The sequence below is a fragment of the Pseudomonas karstica genome, assembly GCF_009707515.1.
In the GTDB taxonomy this organism is placed as follows: Bacteria; Pseudomonadota; Gammaproteobacteria; order Pseudomonadales; family Pseudomonadaceae; genus Aquipseudomonas; species Aquipseudomonas karstica.
In genome coordinates this window covers 1-20359 of sequence record NZ_WLYI01000056.1, presented here as the reverse complement: position 1 = coordinate 20359, position 20359 = coordinate 1, and the positions used below count along the sequence as shown (strand labels likewise).

Annotated in this window: 13 protein-coding genes; 7 read left to right on the top strand and 6 right to left on the bottom strand. The window is 59.6% G+C overall.

Features of this window, described 5'->3' with window-relative positions:
* Window positions 1–295 precede the first annotated feature (295 nt).
* Window positions 296–1477 carry a thiolase family protein gene (locus GIR22_RS25115; RefSeq protein ID WP_154745972.1) on the bottom strand — a complete coding sequence of 394 codons (1182 nt, stop codon included), beginning with the start codon at window positions 1475–1477 and terminating at the stop codon, window positions 296–298.
* Window positions 1478–1577: 100 nt separating this feature from the next.
* Window positions 1578–3098, bottom strand: coding sequence for a polyphosphate:AMP phosphotransferase (pap, locus tag GIR22_RS25110; RefSeq protein WP_154745971.1), 1521 nt, complete (start codon window positions 3096–3098; stop codon window positions 1578–1580).
* Window positions 3099–3239: 141 nt separating this feature from the next.
* On the opposite strand from pap, the gene mnmC reads away from it, so the two are divergent.
* On the top strand, window positions 3240–5222 hold the full coding sequence (mnmC, locus tag GIR22_RS25105) for a bifunctional tRNA (5-methylaminomethyl-2-thiouridine)(34)-methyltransferase MnmC2/FAD-dependent 5-carboxymethylaminomethyl-2-thiouridine(34) oxidoreductase MnmC1 (RefSeq protein WP_154745970.1): 1983 nt from the start codon (window positions 3240–3242) through the stop codon (window positions 5220–5222).
* Window positions 5223–5233: 11 nt separating this feature from the next.
* Here the strand turns inward: mnmC and GIR22_RS25100 are convergent, their stop codons facing one another.
* A complete protein-coding gene (locus GIR22_RS25100; RefSeq protein WP_343039665.1) occupies window positions 5234–9883 on the bottom strand; it encodes an NEL-type E3 ubiquitin ligase domain-containing protein in 4650 nt (1549 codons plus the stop codon).
* Window positions 9884–10295: 412 nt separating this feature from the next.
* Here GIR22_RS25100 and GIR22_RS25095 point away from each other — a divergent pair, with 412 nt between their 5' ends.
* The 4 genes from GIR22_RS25095 (at window position 10296) to GIR22_RS25080 (ending at window position 15369) form a co-directional block, all read left to right on the top strand.
* Entirely contained in the window at window positions 10296–12068 is a 1773-nt protein-coding gene (locus GIR22_RS25095; protein WP_154745968.1) for an N-acetylglutaminylglutamine amidotransferase, read from the top strand.
* A 3-nt stretch (window positions 12069–12071) separates the two neighbouring features.
* Window positions 12072–13805, top strand: coding sequence for an N-acetylglutaminylglutamine synthetase (ngg, locus tag GIR22_RS25090; RefSeq protein WP_154745967.1), 1734 nt, complete (start codon window positions 12072–12074; stop codon window positions 13803–13805).
* Window positions 13806–13897: 92 nt separating this feature from the next.
* Window positions 13898–15082, top strand: coding sequence for an osmoprotectant NAGGN system M42 family peptidase (locus GIR22_RS25085; protein ID WP_154745966.1), 1185 nt, complete (start codon window positions 13898–13900; stop codon window positions 15080–15082).
* A 59-nt stretch (window positions 15083–15141) separates the two neighbouring features.
* Window positions 15142–15369, top strand: a complete 228-nt coding sequence (locus GIR22_RS25080; RefSeq protein WP_093421735.1) for a YheU family protein — start codon at window positions 15142–15144, stop codon at window positions 15367–15369.
* Here GIR22_RS25080 and csrA read toward each other — a convergent pair.
* Both csrA and GIR22_RS25070 read right to left on the bottom strand, forming a co-directional pair.
* Window positions 15366–15566 carry a carbon storage regulator CsrA gene (gene csrA, locus GIR22_RS25075; protein WP_154745965.1) on the bottom strand — a complete coding sequence of 67 codons (201 nt, stop codon included), beginning with the start codon at window positions 15564–15566 and terminating at the stop codon, window positions 15366–15368. The genes GIR22_RS25080 and csrA overlap by 4 nt on opposite strands.
* 182 nt (window positions 15567–15748) lie before the next feature.
* On the bottom strand, window positions 15749–16564 hold the full coding sequence (locus tag GIR22_RS25070; RefSeq protein ID WP_154745964.1) for an SDR family oxidoreductase: 816 nt from the start codon (window positions 16562–16564) through the stop codon (window positions 15749–15751).
* Between the two features lie 328 nt (window positions 16565–16892).
* Between GIR22_RS25070 and GIR22_RS25065 the strand changes: the two genes are divergently transcribed.
* Window positions 16893–17045 carry a DUF3309 family protein gene (locus GIR22_RS25065; RefSeq protein ID WP_154745963.1) on the top strand — a complete coding sequence of 51 codons (153 nt, stop codon included), beginning with the start codon at window positions 16893–16895 and terminating at the stop codon, window positions 17043–17045.
* Between the two features lie 165 nt (window positions 17046–17210).
* Here GIR22_RS25065 and GIR22_RS25060 read toward each other — a convergent pair whose 3' ends face one another.
* A complete protein-coding gene (locus GIR22_RS25060) occupies window positions 17211–19301 on the bottom strand; it encodes an LTA synthase family protein (RefSeq protein WP_154745962.1) in 2091 nt (696 codons plus the stop codon).
* 326 nt (window positions 19302–19627) lie between these two features.
* Between GIR22_RS25060 and GIR22_RS25055 the strand changes: the two genes are divergently transcribed.
* A complete protein-coding gene (locus tag GIR22_RS25055) occupies window positions 19628–20098 on the top strand; it encodes a methylated-DNA--[protein]-cysteine S-methyltransferase (protein WP_154745961.1) in 471 nt (156 codons plus the stop codon).
* Window positions 20099–20359 lie beyond the last annotated feature (261 nt).

The window sequence follows — 20359 nt, the reverse complement described above, 5'->3', positions numbered from 1 at the left end:
TAGGCGCCCCGTTAAACCACGATGGCCGGAGTCCGGCATTGATTCGGGGGGTAAACCGGCAGGACGCCGGTTTAGCCGCACTGGGCCAGGGATGGCCCATTGCGGCGACCCCCCGGAGCAATGTCGGACTACGGGCACACCGAGCCTGAGCGAGGTGCCAAGTGGTGGGGCAAGAGCCCTTTGCTTACTTTGGGGCTCTTCCAAAGTGAGTCGCTGTAAAAGCGAAACCCTAAGCCGCCGTGACCGCAGCAAAGGATATGTACCCCACCCGACCAGATTTAACCCACCACTGCAACTACAAGGCCTCAAACAAACCAGTAGCCCCCATCCCACCGCCCACACACATCGTGACAACCCCATAACGCAACTTGCGCCGCTGCAACTCACGCACCAAGTGCCCGACCTGCCGGGACCCCGTCATGCCAAACGGATGGCCGATAGAAATCGCCCCCCCGTTGACGTTGTATCTGGCGTTATCAATCTCCAACCGATTACGCGCATACAGACACTGGGAAGCAAACGCCTCATTAAGCTCCCACAGATCAATATCCTCTACCCGCAAACCCCGCGCCTTGAGCAGCTTGGGCACCGAGAACACCGGGCCGATCCCCATCTCGTCCGGCTCGCAACCAGCCACGGTAAAGCCACGGAATAACGCCTTGGGCTTGAGCCCCAGCGCCAGGGCTTTTTCCAGGCTCATCACCAGGGTCATCGACGCGCCGTCAGACAACTGCGACGAGTTGCCCGCCGTCACCGAGCCATCCTCGGCAAACACCGGTTTCAACCCCGCGAGGCTGGCCAAGGTGGTGTCCGGACGGTTGCAGTCATCGCGGTCTACCACGCCATCAAGGATCTGCACCTCACCGCTGTTTTTGTCCTCGACCTTGTACTTGACCGCCATCGGCACGATTTCATCAATGAACAACCCGTCCACCTGGGCCTGGGCCGTGCGCTGCTGGCTTTGCAGGGCGTACAGATCCTGTTCTTCGCGGCTGACGTTATAGCGACGGGCGACGATTTCGGCAGTCTGGCCCATGGGAAAATAGAGGCCCGGGACCTGCTCCTTGAGCAACGGGTTGATCAGGTTATCGGTATTGACGCTTTTCATGGTCAGGCTGATGGACTCGACGCCGCCGGCGACGATGATGTCGCTGCAGCCCGAAGCGATCTGGTTGGCCGCAATGGCAATTGCCTGCAAACCCGAGGAGCAGAACCGGTTGAGGGTCATACCCGCAGTAGAGGTGCCCAGGCGGGACAGCACCGCCACGTTGCGCCCTATGTTGTAGCCCTGGGCGCCTTCGTTGGAGCCGGCACCGACGATACAATCCTCGACACTGGCCGGGTCGATGCCATTGCGGGTCAGCAAAGCGTTGACGCAATGGGCAGTCATATCATCGGGACGGGTCTGGTTGAACTTGCCGCGAAAGGACTTGGCCAGGCCGGTTCGCACGCTGTCGACGATCACTACTTCACGCATGGGCTTGCCTCTTGTTGGGGTTGTTGAGAGCTGGACCGAGCATAGATCCAGCCCTGATCAACCGCGACAATCATTCACCCCGCGTATGCGTGAGCATGGCCTAGTGTTTTTTCTTGCCCTTTTTGTCGTGCTTGTCGGACTGCTCGAACGCCTCCTCTAGCGCCCGATTGAGGGTGCGCAACACCTTCACCCGTGCCCAGCGCTTGTCATTGGCCTCAACCAATGTCCAGGGTGAAACCTCGGTGCTGGTGCGGTCGACCATGTCGCCCACTGCCGCGCGGTAATCATCCCATTTATCGCGGTTGCGCCAGTCGTCCTCGGTGATCTTGAAGCGCTTGAACGGGATCTCTTCCCGGGCCTGGAAACGCTCCAACTGGGTCTGTTTGTCGATGGCCAGCCAGAACTTGACCACGATCACACCCGCGTCCCGCAGTTGCTCTTCAAAGTCGTTGATCTCACCGTAGGCACGCATCCAGTCCGCCGTGCTGCAAAAGCCTTCGACCCGCTCCACCAACACGCGGCCGTACCACGAACGGTCGAACACGGTAAACATCCCGCGCCCCGGAATCTGCCGCCAGAAGCGCCACAAATAGGGCTGGGCGCGTTCATCTTCAGTCGGCGCGGCAATCGGCACGATGTGGTATTTGCGCGGGTCGAGCGCAGCCGCGACCCGGCGAATCGCTCCGCCCTTTCCCGCCGCGTCGTTGCCTTCAAATACCGCCACCAGCGCGTGCTTGCGCATTCGCTTGTCGCGCATCAGCCCCGAGAATCTCGCCTGTTCGGTAATCAGTTGTTCCTCGTAATCGTCCTTATCCAACTGCTGGGTCATGTCCAGGCTGTTGAGCAGGCTCATCTGATCAACAGCAGACGGTAACGGCGCCGGGTTCATACCACTGGCTTTGGCCTTGGGTACTTTCAGGGCATTTTGCAGGCCGTCGAGCAGGATCTTGCCGACAGTCAAGCTGCGGTAGTGAGCATCAACGCCTTCGATCACATGCCAAGGCGCGTAATCGCGACTGGTACGGCGCAAGACCCGCTCGCCGAAACGCACAAACTTGTCGTAAGTCTTGGACTGCTGCCAATCCAGCGGGCTGATGCGCCAGCTGTGCAGCGGATCGTCCTGCAGGGCCTTGAGCCGCGCCTTCATTTGTTTCTTGGACAGATGGAACCAGAACTTGAAAATCAGCGCGCCTTCGTCGCAGAGCATTTTTTCCAGGCGCTCGGCACCGGCAATCGCCTGATCCAGCCGGGCGTCCTTGATCTCGCCATGGACACGCGCCTGGAGCATCTGGCTGTACCAGTTGCCGAAAAAAATACCCATGCGGCCCTTGGCCGGCAATTGTCGCCAGTAGCGCCAGGCCGGTGGGCGGGCCAGTTCTTCGTCGGTTTGCTGGTCGAAGGTGCGCACTTCGATCAGGCGCGGGTCCATCCATTCGTTGAGCAGCTTGACGGTTTCGCCCTTGCCGGCACCTTCAATGCCATTGATCAGGATGATCACCGGGAAGCGCTTTTGCTGTTGCAACTCGTATTGTGCTTCCAGCAAGGCTTCGCGCAGGGCCGGCACTTCGGCGTCGTAGGTGTCTTTGTCGATGGCGTGACCGATTTCGGCAGATTCGAACATGGGCGGCTCCCTTTCAAGATGGATCAAGACTAGCGGATTGGAGATTGCCCGGCGTGAGGAAATTCAATGTCGGGTTGCCATGGATCAATGACGCGCCTGTTGATCGGCTAGAATGCTTGCCTTGCCTTTGCCGAGTTGCCCATGAACCCAGTACTGCCGCACGCCCAGCTCGATTGGGACGACCAGGGACGCCCACGCTCGCAGGTGTTTGACGACGTGTACTTCTCCGATAAATCGGGCCTGGAAGAAACCCGCTACGTGTTTCTTGAACAGAACCGCCTGGGCGAACGCTTTGCCGCGTTGCCCCCGGGTGGCTGCCTGGTGATTGGCGAAACCGGGTTCGGCACCGGCCTGAACTTCCTGTGTGCCTGGCAACTGTTCGAACAACAGGCCGTTGCAGGGGCGCGCCTGCATTTCGTCAGTGTGGAAAAGTACCCGCTGACTCACGCCGACCTGCAACGCGCCCTCACCCTCTGGCCGGAACTCAAGCCCTTTGCCGATCAGTTGCTGGCGCAATACATCGCCATCCATCAAGGCTTTCAGCGGCTGGTGCTGGACAACGGCCGTGTAACCCTGACCCTGTTGATCGGCGACGCCCTGAAACAGTTGCCGCAACTGGATGCGCAGGTCGACGCCTGGTTCCTCGATGGCTTCGCGCCGGCCAAGAACCCTGACATGTGGACCGCCGAACTGTTTGCCGAACTGGCGCGGCTGGCGGCGCCGGGATCGACCATCAGCACCTTTACCAGCACCGGCTGGGTACGGCGACTGATCAATGCCGCCGGGTTCAAGATGAAGCGCACACCGGGGATCGGCCATAAGTGGGAGATCCTGCGCGGTGAGTTTCTCGGCTGGCCCGAACAAACCCCACAGCCACCGGCTACCGCGCCCTGGTTCGCGCGCCCTGCACCCCACAGCGGCGAACGCCACGCCATGGTCATCGGCGGCGGGCTAGCCGGTTGCGCCACGGCAGCCAGCCTGGCGGCCCGCGGTTGGCGGGTCAGCCTGCTGGAACGCCATGCCGGGCTGGCCCAGGAAGCTTCCGGTAACCCGCAAGGCATGCTCTATCTCAAGCTCTCGGCCCACGGCACCGCATTGTCCCAACTGATTGTCAGCGGCTTCGGCCACACTCGGCGCCTGCTGCAACAGTTACAGCAGGGCGTCGACTGGGACGCCTGCGGGGTGTTGCAACTGGCGTTCAATGCCAAGGAAGCCCAGCGTCAGGCCACCCTGGCCGATGCTTTTGCACCGGACCTGTTGCACTGCCTGGATCAGGCCCAGGCCCAAACCCTGGCCGGCGTAGCGCTGGAATACGGTGGGCTGTTTTTCCCCGAAGGCGGCTGGGTGCATCCGCCAGCACTTTGCCAATGGCAAGCGACGCACCCGTTGATCGAGGTGATGACGCATCACAACGCCCTCGACCTGCAACGTGTCGATGACCAGTGGCAAGCGCTGGACGCAGAACGGGTTCTAGCCAGCGCTGCGGTGGTGATCCTGGCGGGGGCCGCCGAGGTCACTCGTTTTGCCGCCAGTGCCGAACTGCCGCTCAAGCGCATCCGTGGGCAAATCACCTGTTTGCCGCAAACCGAGACCAGCCGGGAACTGGCAACAGTGGTCTGCAGCGAGGGTTATATTGCTCCGCCGCGCCTGGGCGAACACACCCTAGGCGCCAGTTTCGACTTCAGCAACGAGGACCTGACACCCACCGCCAGCGAACACGCCGGTAACCTGCACATGCTGCGGGACATCAGCGCCGACCTGTGGCAGCGCTTGCACGCCAACCAGCTCGACCCCGCGCAACTTGAGGGGCGCGCTGCCTTTCGCTGCACCAGCCCGGACTACCTGCCGATTGTCGGCCCGCTGGCAGACAGTCAGGCTTTCGCACAAACCTACGCGGCCCTGCGCAAGGACGCGCGCCAGGTACCAGACACGCCCTGCCCCTGGCTCGACGGTTTGTACATCAATAGCGGCCATGGCTCACGCGGGCTGATCACCGCGCCCCTGTGCGGCGAGTTGCTGGCGGCCTGGCTCAACCGGGAACCCCTGCCGCTACCCGCCAGCGTTGCCCAAGCCTGCCACCCGAACCGGTTCGCCTTGCGGCGCCTGATCCGCAATCAAGCCTGAGCCCCGCGCAATCAGCTCCCCGTAAGCGTGCAGCCCAAATCCACCGACTTGAGTTCCTCTTGGGTCAACGTCCGCAACAAGCCACCTTCCGAGGCCTGTCGGCGTTCGCTTATGTCACTGAGTTGACGCTGAAAATCGGCGTCCGGCATAGAATGTGAACGTTCCAGAACGGCGGCTTGCTCCCCTTGAAAAGGCTCGTTCATACGCTCAAAGCGCAGGGGATAGCGGCGGTGCAGGTGCGCACGCCAAAACTTGCGCTCCACCAGATAATCCATGAACTGCGACGACAGCTCGGCATTGCGTACCCGTGCAGCAGCCAGTTCCAGATCGCTGCCGGTCACTCCGCTCAAGCGGGCATAGCGCATATGAGTCGGCTGCCCCGGCAGATCCAGCGATTCGACCAGGCCGGTGCGATACGCCAGGCTCACTTCTGCCGGGTCCGCCGTCGGGTCGGTCAGGCTGTGCTCATGGGCCAGTTTCTCCAGTTGATCCAGACGAAACAGGCTGCGCCCTTCGCGTAGTAATGCCGATGTGGAGGCGCCCCGCTCGCTCGCTTCGGTGGCTTGATGCACACGCACCGCCACTTCCAAATGGCTGAAATTAGTAGCAGCGGCGTCATTGCAGTTGATCGGGTTGGCCGCGAGGTTAAATACCTGATCACGCAACTCTGCGTTGCCGTGAGCCGCTTCCAGGACCTCCCACACCCGCCGGACCTGATCCTCATGCACAAACTCGGTATCGGCACTGTGACCCAGTTCAGCCAGGAGCTTGAACAATGCCTCGCCGCGTGGATCGTCCTTGAAGTCAGTCCAGATAGCCTGTTTTTCCGAGGCCAAGGCCGGCAACCAGAGCTGGCGGGCACTGGACTCGTTCATGGCCGCGATATCGTCCTCCAAAAAGCCCATGCCTATACCGGTTCGGCCACGATAGACGTTGATACTGGAAACGCTGTTGGCCGATAGCGGATTGAGCCGCAGGTTGATTCTTTCAGCGAAGCTGCGGGGGGCTTCAAACAACCAATCGGGCAGTTGCGTTATCACGTTTTCCCGCAGGTCGACAAAATCCAGTTTGGGTAACCGCGACAGGCCAACGGGCAGTTCGCTCAGGCCGGTAGCGCGTAATTTCAGGTTGACCAGGTCCAGCATCTTGCCGACATCGGGTGTACCGCCCAAGGCGTTGTCACTCAGGTCAAGGGTCACCAGGTTGCGCATATTGGCGAGTTTCCCCAGGGTGTAGTCCGTCAAGCTCAGCCCGTTGGACGGCAACATCAAACGCTTGAGGCCAGGCATGTGGGAGAGAATTTCCGGCAGCCGGGAAATCTTGTTGCGCCCAAGGTCCAGCGACTCGAGGTGAGTGAACGACTTGAGAAAATAAGCAACGTTGTTGTCCAGCTCCATGTTGTTCAGAGACACGTTGCGCAGATGCCTGAAACTGACCTGAGCCGGCAGCGTCGGCAGCCCTCCTACGCGCATACCCTCAAGGTTCAAACCGAGCACAGTGTCGCGACCCTCGCCCCGAACAAAGGCCAGGCGCCGCCAGGCGTTCTCGATCAAGTCGGCCACCTGCCTACGGCTGGCCTGCAGTTCGCTGGCAGCGCCCGGCGGGGAGTGCTTCCAGAACTTCAAGCTGGCGCGCAGGGCTTTAAGTTGTTCTTCAAGGGCCTTGATCGATTCGGCGCGCTGCAAGTGATCCGCGCCCTGCTCATCCAGAAATTGACTGACCTGGGCCTCACTGAACAACGGAAACAACCGGCGCGTCTTGCGCACCAGGGTACGTGGATGTGCGTGGGTGACAACGGCGGCAGGCGGATGGGCTTGCTCGCAGAACACTCGCGTTTCGGCATGCTCCAGTGTTTGCCCCTTGAGCAGCCGGGCCACTGCCGCACGGTCTTTGATGGCCTGTTCATAGACGCTCAGGCGCAGTTTAAAGCCGTAGGGGCGGTCACTCTCGAAAAACGTCAATGCTTCCATTTGCCTGGGTGGCAACGTTCGCAGGCAGGCATCGAAAAGGCTATCGGGCCCGGAGGTAGCAGGCCCGAGGGTCTTGCCCGCCTCGTCGAAAGCTTCATGCAAGTCATCAAGCTTGACGACTATCCGACGCACCGCCGCGTTCTGCGGGCCTATGCGCTCCAACAGGCTACCGTGGACACTGCCGTCACGCAGCTCCAGGGCGAAGTCGTCGGACCAGCCGGGCAAACGCTGGAGTAACTGAAAAGGCTTGAACTCAGCATGGAACAATCCGCGCCCCGGCAAGTACAGTTCGGCACAGGCGCGGTCGACGAGCACTTGCTCCATGGTTTCGCGCGCCTCTTGAGCCAGGCGCATGGGAATGCGCCGATCAGTGAACAGGCGCAGGCGCTCAAAACTGCTGGCGTGGTCGAGCAGTTGCTGGGCCGCCTTGACCGGCAAGTGCGCAAAGCGTTGCTTGAACAGCATGTGTTCGCCGCTCGATGGCCGGTCGTATGCCTGATAGAGCTTGTCAAAAAGCACTCCAGGCTCCTCCTTCATCCAACTTGCCAGCCTGCCGGCCAGGCGCTGGCCGGGTGTCGCGGCATCAGGCGTACCACTGAGCAACTGCTCGCGCTCTTGCGGGCCAATGCCCTCAAGTGCAATCCCCATGGCGCCTTCGTAGCGCAATTGGTGCTCGGAAAGCCGGATAGCTCTATGTTCCGCCGTTACGGTGAGCCCCTGTGGATAGCTGTCGATGAGGTTGCCCTGAGCATCAAACAGTTCAAAAAAACTGTGCTTGGGCCACTGGGGCAACGCCGGCAATGCATGCAACAACAAAACCTGATTGTCGGCCGTGGGCTGCCCTTCGTTTTCCAGGTGCCAGATACAATCACGAATGCGTTGCTCCAACATGAAGCGTTGGGCCTGGTCCCTGAATCGTGGCGATACGGGACGGTCCTGGAGCCCCCACTGTTGCAGGCGTGACAACGGCGAATGGGTGATTTCCTGCACCGCCGCCAAGCGGTTATTGCCCACGTTGACCAGATCTGGCGCCAGACGCATCAGCGCATAGCTGGCGTTCTCCCATTCAGAAGGACGTTCGGCGATATAACGCCAGCCCCCGTCGCCATTAAGTGCCACCGCTGGGGTAAACGCCTTGGGGTCCGTGGGATGCATGATGCGCCAGGTATTGGACGCCTGATCAAGGTTAACCGCCAACACATCGTCGTCAAGCTTCAAGTAGGTCTTCCCGCCCTCCCGGTAAATACCGTCCGCATCGGCTTTGACGCTGATATCTACAGACTGGCGATAGGCCTTCAGGCTGCGTTTCCAAAGCCGGCGCTGGCCTGTGTTTTCGACTGCTTCGAAGTCATCGAAAAAAGCCGCGCTACTGCTTTGCCCGGCCCGAACCTTAAGCGCCGCGTTGCCTGCGGCGAACACTGCCAGCATGGCGACGTTTGTCACGACATTGGTCAGATGAGACAGCGCCTGCTGTTTATCACCGGCCCGCCAGTCCTCGACACCGTCATAAACCTCTCCTACCAACTGGCCGATAGCGACGCCCATCATCAGTTCGCCCAAGACCGGAATGAACAGCGCACCGATATTGGCGAGGGTGAGCCCGGCTTCCCAGTAGCCATCCAGACGTTTTTGCCGCTCCTCGGCGTCAACATCTTCGGTGGGGACCGCCAATATCCGACTATCGAGTTGCAACTTGCCGACCAGGCTTTGCCAATAAAAACTCATCAGGTCGGTGTTGATCAGACGTTGTTTGATTCGCCCAAGGCCCGCGTTATCCGAGACGGCCTTGAAAAAATCCAGGCGGCTGGCTTCGTCGATGTAACGGGTAAATGCCTGCGCATAGAGGGGGGCCTTCAACTGCTCCTCAATGTGTTCCTGAAAGTCGCTGAATAACGCGTACTCGTACACACAGCGCTGGGCATCCCCCGGCATGTACACAATGCACTTTTCGTTTGAGAACTCTTCGATCGAACGTGTGGAAAATACCACTGCGCCCCACAGACAAGCGGTATGGGCCTCCAACCCCTGAATAATAACCGGCCGATTGCCGTACATAATATCGCTGTGTTTTGTGGTCGCGCCTCTCGCCTGAAATAACTGCAACATATCTAAAGCCGCCCTGGAAATATGCTGTTTCAAGAAAGCAACCCATATGTCCAACTTAAAAGCCGCGCCTCTTAGTTTCTTGATTGCGAGGGCGACTGGACTTTCGTCAACAGCACTGGCAGGAGCCTCGATATCGAACACCTGTAGCAAGTGTTCCTGATAAAGCCGGCCCAAGTCCAGGGCACGGCAACAACGGGCGAAGGCCGTGGGCTGAAGGAGGGCCGTTGCGCTTTCCAGCCGGGCCTGGGCAGGCATGCCGTCATCGCCTACCTGTTCTTCTGCTGCAGTAAAGTTCTGCATCGCGGCTTCTAACAGCGTATGGCTGACCCAATACGAATGCGTTGTAAGATCACGATAAAACGGGGGCCCAATTGCCACGCGATCTGTCTGTGGCAGCCACAAACGGTCTTTATCGACATCCAGCCCGTGAGAAAACTGTGCAGCCAAGGCCGTTCGCAGACGCTCCCGGCAAAACCCTTCGATACCTTTTAAACCTTTCAGGTGACGCTGGACATCGGTGTGCAGGGAAAGAACAGCGCTGGCCGCTTCATTCAAACATTCTATGGACTCCGCAGAAGCCTTCATCAACCACTCGGGAAGTTTGCTTTGCAAAATCTCAGACTTTTCCAAACTGCCTGTCATCTCCAGCAGTGCAACTGAGACATCACGCGCGTCGGCTTGGCTATTACTCTCCAGAGAAATTCCCTGTTCCATAATTACATCCTTACATTTATGACGGAGTTAAAGACTAGCCGAGCCTTAGTGCGATTAATAATTCAATAATCAGGGGGTTGAGGTGCCTTACCAATGCATAAGTCCCATCGTTCCATGACTTAATTAACACCTTTGGGCGCAAGCCTCCTCACCGCACAAACGTGACCTGCGCAAGGACGAGCATGGCCTGCTTATAACTGATCGATCTAAAACTCCTGCCACATGAGCTTGTCAGTTCTCTAGTACCCCAAAACCTCCCCAACGGAAAACCGGTAAGGAATTTATGTGTGGATTAGCTGGCGAGTTACGCTTTGATCATCAACCTGCCGACCTGGCAGCAGTCGAACGAATCACCCATCACCTCGCCCCTCGTGGCCCCGACGCATGGGGCTTTCACGCCCAAGGGCCAATTGCCCTGGGCCATCGCCGCCTGAAAATCATGGACCTGTCGGACGGCTCTGCCCAACCGATGGTTGATGCCCAATTGGGCCTGTCCCTGGCCTTCAACGGCGCGATCTACAACTTCCCGGAACTGCGCACAGAGCTTGAAGCCCTGGGCTATGCCTTTTATTCCGGCGGCGACACCGAAGTACTGCTCAAGGGTTATCACGCCTGGGGTGAAGCGCTGCTGCCCAAGCTCAACGGCATGTTTGCCTTTGCCATCTGGGAGCGTGACGCCCAACGTCTGTTTATTGCCCGCGACCGCCTGGGCGTGAAGCCGTTGTACCTGTCGCGCACCGGCCAGCGCTTGCGTTTTGCCTCGGCGTTGCCGGCGCTGCTCAAGGGTGGCGATATCAACCCGATCCTTGACCCGGTCGCGCTCAATCACTATCTGAATTTCCATGCCGTGGTGCCTGCGCCGCGCACCTTGCTGGCGGGCATTGAAAAACTGCCGCCGGCGACGTGGATGCGCGTCGATGCCGACGGTACTACCGAGCAGAAAACCTGGTGGACCCTGCCCTACGGGCCCCATGCCGATGAAGCCAACCTGACCCTGGAAGACTGGCGCGACCGCGTGCTCGACAGCACCCGCGACGCCGTGGCGATTCGTCAACGGGCGGCGGTGGATGTGGGTGTGCTGCTTTCCGGCGGCGTTGATTCAAGCCTGCTGGTGGGCCTGTTGCGCGAAGTCGGCGTGCAAGATTTGTCGACCTTCTCCATCGGCTTTGAAGACGCCGGCGGCGAGCGCGGCGACGAATTCCAATACTCCGATCTGATCGCCAAGCATTACGGCACCCGTCATCATCAACTGCGCATCGCCGAGAGCGAGATCATCGAGCAACTGCCGGCCGCCTTCCGCGCCATGAGCGAGCCGATGGTCAGCCATGACTGCATCGCCTTCTACCTGCTGTCCCGGGAAGTGGCCAAGCATTGCAAAGTGGTGCAAAGCGGCCAGGGCGCCGACGAGTTGTTCGCCGGCTACCACTGGTACCCCGAGGTGGACGGTGCCAGCGACCCGTATGCGGCCTACCGCGAAGCGTTTTTTGACCGCAGTCATGCTGACTATACCGCTACCGTTGCGCCGAAATGGCTGACCGCCAATGACGCCGCCGGTGACTTCGTTCGCGAGCATTTCGCCCAGCCAGGCGCCGATGCAGCGGTGGACAAGGCTCTGCGCCTGGACAGCACGGTAATGCTGGTGGACGACCCGGTCAAACGTGTCGACAACATGACCATGGCCTGGGGCCTGGAAGCGCGAACGCCGTTTCTGGACTATCGCCTGGTGGAGTTGTCGGCGCGGGTGCCAGGCAAATTCAAACTGCCCGATGGCGGCAAACAGGTCTTGAAAGAAGCTGCGCGCCTGGTGATCCCCAGTGAGGTCATCGACCGCAAGAAAGGTTACTTCCCGGTGCCCGGCCTCAAGCATTTGCAAGGCGATACCTTGAATTGGGTGCGTGACCTGCTGCTCGATCCAAGCCAGGATCGCGGCCTGTTCAACCCGGCCATGCTTGACCGCCTGCTCACCGACCCGCACGGCCAACTGACGCCGTTGCGCGGCTCCAAACTGTGGCAATTGGCGGCGCTGAACCTGTGGCTCAGCGAACAAGGAATCTGACCGATGAAACCTCATGCCACGGCTTACAGCCAACGCTTGCTGCGCGGCCAGTCGCCGTCCTACGAACGTTTGCAAGCCCGCTTAGCCGAAGACGGCAGTGAGCTGAGCCCCGCGTCGGTCGCCGTACATTGCGGCTGGGGCCGGTTGTTGATCGGCCATACGTTTTGCGACCCGGCAAGCCTGGCCCTGGAGCTGCTCAACGAGCAGCCCGGGGAACGGGATATCGCCCTGTACGTGGCGGCGCCTCAACAGATTCTCGGGATTGACCCGCAACAACTGTTTCTCGACCCGTCCGATACCCTGCGCCTATGGTTCAGCGACTATCGCCCCGCGACGCGGGTGTTTCGTGGCTTTCGCATTCGCCGGGTACAGAGCGAAGCCGATTGGCAGGCCGTCAATCAGCTTTACCAAGGACGCGGGATGTTGCCCGTGACCCCGGCACTACTGACTCCGCGCCACCAAGGCGGCCCGGTGTATTGGCTGGCCGAGGACGAGGACAGCGGCTCAGTGATCGGCAGCGTTATGGGCCTCAATCACCAAAAGGCGTTTCACGATCCAGAAAACGGCTGCAGCCTCTGGTGCCTGGCAGTGGACCCGCAATGCAGTCGGCCGGGCGTTGGCGAAGTGCTAGTGCGCCATCTGATCGAGCACTTCATGAGTCGTGGCTTGAGCTACCTGGACCTGTCGGTGTTGCACGACAACCGCCAGGCGAAAAACCTCTACGCCAAGCTCGGTTTCAGGCCGCTGACCACCTTTGCCATCAAGCGCAAGAACGGCATCAACCAGCCGTTGTTCCTCGGCCCGGGGCCCCAAGCCGGGTTCAACCCCTATGCGCGGATCATTGTCGAGGAAGCCCATCGGCGCGGAATTGATGTACAGGTAGATGATGCCGATGCAGGGTTATTCACCTTGAACCACGGCGGGCGCCGGGTACGCTGCCGCGAGTCATTGAGCGACCTGACCAGCGCCATCAGCATGACGTTGTGCCAGGACAAGAGCCTGACCCATAAAGTGCTCAAGGCTGCCGGGCTTAACCTGCCAGCCCAGCAACTGGCCGGCAGCGCCGACGACAACCTGGAGTTCCTCGACGAACATCAGCGCATTGTGGTCAAGCCGCTGGATGGCGAACAAGGCCAGGGCGTGGCGGTGGATTTGCAGACCATCGAAGAGGTGCAAAAAGCTATCGCGGCAGCCCGTCAATTCGATAGCCGAGTGCTGCTGGAAAGCTTCCACGAAGGCTTGGACCTGCGCATTGTGGTGATCGGTTTCGAGGTGGTCGCCGCCGCCATTCGCCGACCGGCCGAGGTCATCGGTGATGGCCAACATTCCATCGGCGCGTTGATCGAAGCCCAGAGCCGTCGCCGTCAGGCCGCCACCGACGGCGAAAGCAAAATCCCCCAGGATCACGAGACCCAGCGCACCCTGCAAGCAGCAGGCTATGACTACAGCAGCATTCTGCCCCAGGGTGAACACTTGGCCGTGCGCCGCACTGCCAACCTGCATACCGGGGGCTGCCTGGAGGATGTGACGGCCATTTTGCACCCCACGCTGGTGGATGCCGCTGTACGCGCCGCGCGGGCACTGGACATTCCCATGGTCGGCCTGGACCTGATGGTGCCAGCCGCCGACCAACCGGAGTACGTGTTTATCGAAGCCAATGAACGGGCCGGATTGGCCAACCATGAACCCCAGCCAACGGCGGAGAGGTTTGTGGACTTGTTGTTTCCCCATAGCTGAATGTGTTGAACAAGCTGCAAGCTGAAAGCCACAAACTGCAAGCGCAAAGCCGCCTGCATCTAACTTGCAGCTTGTAACCAAAAGGACCCCTTATGACCCGAACCATTCCCGAACCGGATCTCGTCTACCTGCAAAAAGTGCTGCTGGAAATGCTCGCCATTCCCAGCCCCACCGGGTTTACCGACACCATCGTGCGCTATGTCGCCGAACGTCTGGAAGAACTGGGCGTTCCCTTTGAAATGACCCGTCGCGGCACTATTCGCGCGACCCTCAAGGGCCAAAAAAACAGCCCCGACCGCGCCGTCTCCGCACACCTGGACACCATTGGTGCCGCCGTGAGGGCGATCAAGGACAATGGCCGCCTGACCCTGGCGCCGGTGGGCTGCTGGTCCAGCCGTTTTGCCGAAGGCAGCCGCGTCAGCCTGTTTACCGACAACGGCGTGATCCGCGGCAGCGTGTTGCCACTGATGGCCTCGGGGCATGCCTTTAACACCGCCGTGGACGAGATGCCCATCAGTTGGGACCACATTGAACTGCGCCTGGACGCCTACTGTGCGACCCGCGCCGATTGCGACTCCCTTGGGGTAGGCGTCGGTGATTTCGTCGCTTTCGATCCACTGCCGGAATTCACCGACAGCGGCCATATCAGCGCCCGTCACCTGGATGACAAGGCTGGCGTCGCAGCGTTGCTGGCCGCGATCAAGGCCATCGTCGACAGTGGCGAACCGTTGCTGATCGACTGCCACCCACTGTTCACCATTACCGAGGAAACCGGCAGTGGCGCGGCAGCGGCGTTACCGTGGGACGTCAGTGAGTTCGTCGGTATCGACATTGCACCGGTCGCCCCCGGCCAGCACTCCAGCGAACACGCGGTGAGCGTGGCCATGCAGGACTCCGGCGGGCCCTACGACTATCACCTGTCACGTCACCTGTTGCGCCTGGCCTCGGACAACGAACTGCCAGTACGCCGCGACCTGTTTCGCTATTACTTCAGCGACGCCCACTCCGCGGTGACCGCCGGCCACGATATCCGCACCGCCCTGCTGGCGTTCGGTTGTGACGCCACCCACGGTTACGAGCGTACCCATATCGACAGCCTGGCGGCCCTGAGTCGTCTGCTCGGTGCCTATATTCTCAGCCCGCCGGTGTTCGCCAGCGATGCACAACCCGCCCAGGGTTCCCTGGACCGTTTCAGTCATCAGTTGGAACATGAAACGCAGATGGAGAGCGACACGCGTGTGCCGTCGGTGGACAGTCTGGTAGGGCAAAAGACCTGACGCTGGCAACAATGACCCCGGCGCAGTAGCATCGCCGGGATTATTGATATGAGGCTTGTATGCTGATTCCCTACGACCAACTTGAAGTCGACACATTGACCCGCCTCATCGAAGACTTCGTCACCCGCGACGGTACCGACAATGGTGACGAAACGCCCTTGGAAACCCGAGTGCTGCGGGTGCGCCAGGCACTGACCAAGGGGCAGGCACTGATCGTATTCGATCCGGAAAGTGAACAGTGCCAGTTGATGCTCAAGCACGATGTGCCCAAGCACCTGTTTGACTAGGGGTTGGGCTCGGGCACCCGGGGTCTCGACGCCTGCTGGTTGAGCATCTTCTGATAGACCTCAGAACGATGCACCTTGACCTCGGCCGGCGCTTCCACGCCGAGTTTCACCTGAGTACCGTTCACCTCCAGGATGCGCACGGTGATGTGATTTCCGATGGAGATGATTTCGCCTATTGCACGGCCCAATACCAGCATGGCGTTTGTCCTTTGAAAAGTTACCGGGTATTGACCATGCCTGCTCACCTCCCGGCCATCAATGCCGTGCGGAGTAAACAGGCATGCCCTACAAATCCTGGTTAATTTTCCTGACAGACAAATAGCGATAGAACCGCCATCTCACCCCAGCACTAAACACTGCGTCTATCTGTCCGGCGGGTTTACCCTTTCATCAACTGCGCCTTGGCCCGCATTTTGTCCGCCATCACTGTCATTTCGTCGTAGAGCAACTGCGGATTCTTCTGCTTCAACGCCCAGGCCATCTGTCCCTGCTCATGGGGCAGGATCATGAACTCGCCCTCGGCGACACGCTGATAGATGTAATCGGCAATCTGGGCGGCGCTGATGGGCGAGCTTTCCAGCAATTTGCCCACCTGTGCCTTCATCGCCGGGGTCGGGCCGCGGAACGAATCCAACAGGTTGGTCTGGAAGAACGATGGGCACACTACATGCACGCCGATTTCCTGCTGTTTGAGCTCCACCAGCAGGCTTTCCGACAACGCCACAACACCCGCCTTGGCCACGTTGTAATTGCTCATGGCCGGGCCTTGCATCAGCGCTGCCATGGAAGCGATGTTGATGATCCGGCCTTTGCTCTTTTCCAACAGCGGCAGGAATGCCTTGCAGCCCTTGACCACGCCCATCAGGTTGATCGCGATCTGCCAATCCCAGTCTTCCAGGGACAATTCGCTGAAAAAACCTCCGGACGCCACACCGGCGTTGTTTACGATGACATCAATGCCACCCAGCTTGACGTCGCAGGCCTGGGCGAAGGCGGTGAGTTGGCTGTAGTCACGCACATCGCAACGCTGGGTGAACCCCTCACCACCGGCCTGACGCACCAGCTTGAGGGTTTCCTGCAGGCCGGGCTCGCTGACGTCCGACAATGCCAATTGCCAGCCCTGGCGAGCCCAGCGCAACGCGATTTCGCGGCCCAGGCCAGACCCTGCGCCGGTGATCATCATGCGATTTTGCATAGGAAGTAGCCTTGTGGTTCACGGAAGAAGTGAACCGCAGTGTAGCGAAGGTTTTTCCTGGCCCCATGCACCATCAGACTGCTGAATGCCCCAGGCAAACCGCAGGCCCGGTCCAATAGCGAGGGTATGCTGCAAGTTCAATCTTTTTCAAACGTTACTTTATTAATCACGTTGGCATTAAAGGAAATAAGCCACCAAACAAAAAGTTTTAAAAAAGAGGGAATTTTCTCATCCACCGCTTCGTCAGAGTTATTAAGGTGTTCGCACTTATAGAGCGGGCCGACTATTAAACAACAGGCTCTTCAGAAGACAATAAGGAAAACAAACCATGACCCTCATTCTTATCATTATCCTGATCCTCCTGCTGGTCGGTGGCCTGCCGGTGTTCCCGCACTCGCGCAATTGGGGTTATGGCCCCTCGGGCATTCTCGGTACTGTGCTGGTAGTCCTGTTGATCCTGTTGTTGCTCGGCAAGATATAAAATCCCTGTAGGAGCGGGCTTGCCCGCGAAGGTCTTTAACGATGACGCGGGTTCGGGTTTAACAACGCGCTGATCTTGAGTTTTTCGCGAGCAAGCTCGCTCCTACAGTGAATAATGAGCAAAAAAAAGAGGCCTTCAAAAAGGCCTCTTTTTATTGACTGCTATTTAGTCCGGTATGCCGTCCACAACCCCTGCTGTGTTGTCCAGCAGGCTCTTGGTGGCTGTTTGCAGGAACGATTCGAGTTTCTGCTTGAGTGCAGCCTCGTCCGCCGATTCAGGAATCACCTTCCCGCTCGATTCTGCGCCCAACTGGTATTGCCACAACTTCGCCGGCATTTCCTTGGGCAGCACCAGCACGCGGTCACCCGTGAGCAAGGCGACAGTCTGGTCGCTGCCCGAGGGTTTGATCACGCCAAAGCCTTTGTCGCCTTCCGGCAGGTTCAGCAGGTCACGACCCCAGCACTGGTGACGGGTTTCGCCACCGAGACGGCCCATGATGGTCGGCACGATATCGATCTGCGTACCCACGGTGTGGTCCAGCACGCCGAATTTTTCCTGCACCCCCGGCGCGATCAGCAACATCGGCACGTTAAAGCGGCCCAGGTCCATTTCAGTGATCTGCTGCTCGTTACCAAAACCATGGTCGCCGACGACCACAAACAGGGTTTCCTTGAAGTATGGCTCCTTGCGGGCCTTTTCAAAGAACTGGCCCAAGGCCCAGTCGGAGTAGCGCATGGCTGTCAAATGCTCGTTGAGGCTGCCACGGTCAGTGACTTTCTCCACCGGCAACGGTGTCGGCAAGGCATACGGGGTGTGGTTGGACAAGGTTTGCAGCAACGCATAGAACGGCTTGCCGCCTTCACGCGCCTTCAACTCCTCCAGGCCACGGTCGAACATGTCCTGGTCGGATACGCCCCAGGTTGGGTCGGAGAACACCGGGTTGACGAAGTCATTGCGGCCGATGAAGTTCGTCATGCCCTGGTTGCTGAAGAAGCCCGACTGATTGTCCCAGGCGAAGTCGCCGTTGTAGACATACACGTCGTCAAAGTCACGGGCGCTGAGCAACTGTGGCAAGCCCGACAGCTTGTGGCTGCCTTCCGGGGTCTGCATCAGGTATTCGAAACCTGGCAGGTTCGGGAAGCAAGCCATGGTAGCGAACATACCCTGGTGGGTATGCGTGCCGTTGGAGAAGAAGCGGTCGAACAGCAGGCCTTCCTTGGACAGTTTGTCGAAGTACGGCGTGATGTTGCCCGGCCGACCCAGGGCGCCCACCGAATGGCCGGCGAAGCTTTCCATCAGGATGACCACGACGTTCTTGATCGGCAGGGTCTTCTCGGCCGGCGGCGTGAAGTCGCGGCGCACGGCGGCGGAATCGGGGTCTACCAGTTTTTCGTCCGGCATTACCAGCATGTCGCGCACAGTCTGCGTGGCTAATGGTTGTTCCAGCGTGGCTTTCCAGACGTTGGTCCGGTGCTCGGAGAACCGCGCCTTGGCCGCAGAAACCAGCGACAGGGTGCCATTGAGGCCCAACTGGTTGGCGAAGTTCGAGTCGGTGGTGTAGACATCACCCCAACGCAGCGGTGGGCCCTGGCGCAGGGTGCCACGGGCCGCGACCACAGCGATCAACAGGCACACCACAAACACCGCGATGCGCGTGTACCACGGCGCCACTTGGCGGGTGCCGATGGTGCCACCGCTGAACGGGCCGCGTGGCCGGGTCGCACGGTCGGCGCCCTTGAAGGCGATACTCAGGATCAGCGTCCCCACGGCCCAGGCCAGCAGGTAGCGCACCACCGGGAAACCGTACCAGAGCATGCTCATCACGGTTTTCGGGTCTTCCTTGACATACTGGAAGACCAGGCCGTTGAGGCGCTGGTGGAATTCACGGTAGAAGTCCATTTCCATCAGGCCCAGGAACAGGGCGATGCTGGAGACGACAGTCAGCCAGAAACGGAAGAACCCGCGTGCCGCCATCGCCCGTACGCTGAACAGCGACAGCAGCAGAGGAATGCTCAGGTACACCACCAGGCGCAAGTCCAGGCGCAGGCCATTGCCGAACGCTTCAAGGAAGGTCGAGGCCGGTGTGTCGAGGATCATCTCGCGGTTGTACACCAGCAGCGCCAGGCGCAGCAGGGATAACATCACCATCATGACCAGAGCGCAGAGCAGCGTATAAGCCAGATGGGATTTGACGGTCGGTTGCAGCAAGCGATTATTAGCAGCTCGCTGCTGACTCAGGGCGTCCGGGTTTGCCATGTCGTTTTAGGACCCATTGGAAGTTTAAGTTGCGAATTAATGCAGCGGTGTAATGCCTCGCCCAGACAGATGGGCCCGAGGTGTTAACGCGGCCGGGCAAATGGTGCCCGATCAACGACATCAACGCTATTGATTACTGCCTCCGCGCCATATGTCCCCGCTGCCGGCCCTGAGTGTAGAGCCTTGGCAAGGAAGCAGAGCCGGTGAATTGTCTTGGATGAAATGTGAAAATTCTGTGCAGCGAATATCTAGACACACAAAAAACACTCGAGACGGTGAAGTGCAAATATGCGAACTTTGTTGTCTGCCTATGTGGATTGACCTTAATGTTTTATTGCTATCACCCAAGCCCGCTGGGCCCATTGCTACTGGCGGCTGACGAACAGGGCTTGCGCCTGCTGTATATGGACGTGCACCACCAGCATGTCCAGGAGCACTGGCAACTGGCGACCCATGAGCTGGATGACGTATGCCGGCAACTGGATGAATACTTTGCGCGCAAGCGGGAGGTTTTCGACCTGCCCCTGGCGCCGGTGGGCACGCCGTTTCAGCAACAAGTCTGGCAGGCGCTGCTGCTGATTCCCTATGGAAAAACCTGGACCTATGGCGAACAGGCCCGGCACCTGGACAATCCCAAGGCAATTCGCGCCGTGGGCAAGGCCAACGGGGCCAATCCGATTGCCATCATCATCCCCTGCCATCGAGTGGTAGGCAGTGACGGGACGTTGATTGGTTTTGGCGGCGGGATCGAGAACAAGTTGAAATTGCTGGAGTTGGAAGGCAGTTGGTTGATCTAGCGTGCCGCTGCCGAGGTACGAGGCTGCGATAAGGGCCGCAGGACCTTCAACAATCTCAAGGCCCAGGCGACTGCTGCGCAGCCGATCGCAGGCTACGCCAGCGGCTACAAGTGATCGGTGATCGACGGGCTTCTGTAGCCGCTGTCGAGGCACGAGGCTGCGATAAGGGCCGCAGGACCTTCAGCAATTTCAAGGCCCAGGCGACTGCTGCGCAGCCGATCGCAGGCTGCGCCAGCGGCTACAGGTGATCGGTGATCGACG

Coding starts and splice junctions, on each gene's coding strand:
- GIR22_RS25115 (WP_154745972.1), bottom strand. CDS start 1,477: ATGCGTGAAGTAGTGATCGTCGACAGCGTGCGAACCGGCCTGGCCAAG.
- pap (WP_154745971.1), bottom strand. CDS start 3,098: ATGTTCGAATCTGCCGAAATCGGTCACGCCATCGACAAAGACACCTAC.
- mnmC (WP_154745970.1), top strand. CDS start 3,240: ATGAACCCAGTACTGCCGCACGCCCAGCTCGATTGGGACGACCAGGGA.
- GIR22_RS25100 (WP_343039665.1), bottom strand. CDS start 9,883: ATGAAGGCTTCTGCGGAGTCCATAGAATGTTTGAATGAAGCGGCCAGC.
- GIR22_RS25095 (WP_154745968.1), top strand. CDS start 10,296: ATGTGTGGATTAGCTGGCGAGTTACGCTTTGATCATCAACCTGCCGAC.
- ngg (WP_154745967.1), top strand. CDS start 12,072: ATGAAACCTCATGCCACGGCTTACAGCCAACGCTTGCTGCGCGGCCAG.
- GIR22_RS25085 (WP_154745966.1), top strand. CDS start 13,898: ATGACCCGAACCATTCCCGAACCGGATCTCGTCTACCTGCAAAAAGTG.
- GIR22_RS25080 (WP_093421735.1), top strand. CDS start 15,142: ATGCTGATTCCCTACGACCAACTTGAAGTCGACACATTGACCCGCCTC.
- csrA (WP_154745965.1), bottom strand. CDS start 15,566: ATGCTGGTATTGGGCCGTGCAATAGGCGAAATCATCTCCATCGGAAAT.
- GIR22_RS25070 (WP_154745964.1), bottom strand. CDS start 16,564: ATGCAAAATCGCATGATGATCACCGGCGCAGGGTCTGGCCTGGGCCGC.
- GIR22_RS25065 (WP_154745963.1), top strand. CDS start 16,893: ATGACCCTCATTCTTATCATTATCCTGATCCTCCTGCTGGTCGGTGGC.
- GIR22_RS25060 (WP_154745962.1), bottom strand. CDS start 19,301: ATGGCAAACCCGGACGCCCTGAGTCAGCAGCGAGCTGCTAATAATCGC.
- GIR22_RS25055 (WP_154745961.1), top strand. CDS start 19,628: ATGTTTTATTGCTATCACCCAAGCCCGCTGGGCCCATTGCTACTGGCG.